Genomic DNA, 1329 nt, shown 5'->3' with positions numbered 1-1329 from the left:
GCCGCCGCCCGCGGCCGCGAAACACAGCAGTGCGGTTCCTGAGAGCCCCAGCACGGCGGCGCCGGCCCAGCGGGCCCCCAGGATGTGCCGGTCGGCAGCCCGTTCGATGAGCGCGGACGCCAAGGGAGCGGAGCCGATGCTCACCACCGTGCCGACGGCAACGCCGGCCAGGCGCATGGAACTGTAAAAGGCCAACGGGTACACGGCAACGGCCACCGCCCCCAGAAGTACCAGCTTCCACTGCACCCGCAGTTGCGGCCGGGCACGATTCATCGGCCACAGCGCGGTCAGCGCCTGAAAAAGCCCGCCCACTCCCATGGCCACCGCGCCGATGGCAAGCGGTCCGACGCCGGGCGCGAAGGTGGCGGCCGTTCCGGTGGTTCCCCACAGCACCGACGCCGCCAGCACCAGGAAGGCGCCGGCAGAGGCCTCCGCCGGACGATACCGCTGTTCTTCCGCTTTCATGTCTCCTCGCCGCTTGCCTGCCGCCCAGCGTAGCCGCCGGACCGCAGCCGCTGCATTGTTCCGGGGCACCACTACGGCGTGCTTGCTGCTTAAGTTACCGGCGGGTAACATCATGGTCAGCACTGTGTTCCGCATCTCATGGAGGTATCAGGTGAGCCCCACGTCCCCGCCCCGCGCCCTGCGCGATGTCGTCTTCGTCGACGGCGTGCGCACCCCGTTCGGGAAGGCGGGTGAGAAGGGGATCCACGCCGGCACCCGGGCCGACGACCTGGTGGTCAAGTGCATCCGGGAACTCCTGCGCCGCAATCCGACGCTGCCGCCCGGCCGCATCGACGACGTGGCCATTGCCGCCACCACGCAAACCGGCGACCAGGGCCTGACCATCGGCCGCACCGCCGCGCTTCTTGCCGGCTTGCCCCGTTCCGTCCCCGGCTTCGCCATTGACCGGATGTGCGCCGGCGCCATGACCGCCGTGACGACGACGGCCGGCGGCATCGCCTTCGGCGCGTACGACGTGGTGGTGGCCGGCGGCGTGGAACACATGGGCAACCATCCGATGGGCCAGGGGGCGGATCCGAATCCGCGGTTCGCCAGCGAGCGCCTGGTGGACCCTGCGGCGCTGAACATGGGCAACACCGCCGAAAACCTGCACGACCGCTTCCCCGCAATCACCAGGGAACGCGCGGACGCCTATGCCGCGGCCAGCCAGGCCAAGTTAGCCGCGGCCTACCGGAACGGCAGCATCCAGCCCGACCTGGTGCCGGTGGCCGGCCGCAAACCGGGCGAAGGCTGGTCGTTGCACAGTGCGGACGAACCCCCGCGGCCGGACACCACCGTGGAAGACCTGGCCGGGCTGCGGACCCC

General features: G+C 70.7%; 2 protein-coding genes. One reads left to right on the top strand and one right to left on the bottom strand.

Annotated features, from left to right (window positions below; genetic code table 11):
- Positions 1-465, bottom strand: a 465-nt coding sequence (locus tag AC5RUJ_RS16455; protein ID WP_494156268.1) for an EamA family transporter, incomplete at its 3' end; no start/stop codon positions are given.
- A 151-nt stretch (positions 466-616) separates the two neighbouring features.
- Here AC5RUJ_RS16455 and AC5RUJ_RS16450 point away from each other — a divergent pair.
- Positions 617-1329, top strand: a 713-nt coding sequence (locus tag AC5RUJ_RS16450; RefSeq protein WP_494156267.1) for a thiolase family protein, incomplete at its 3' end; no start/stop codon positions are given.

It is taken from the genome of Arthrobacter sp. Y3223164 (assembly GCF_059091005.1).
Note: the sequence above shows the minus strand (reverse complement) of the source record. Positions and strands in the feature narration are given on the sequence as shown.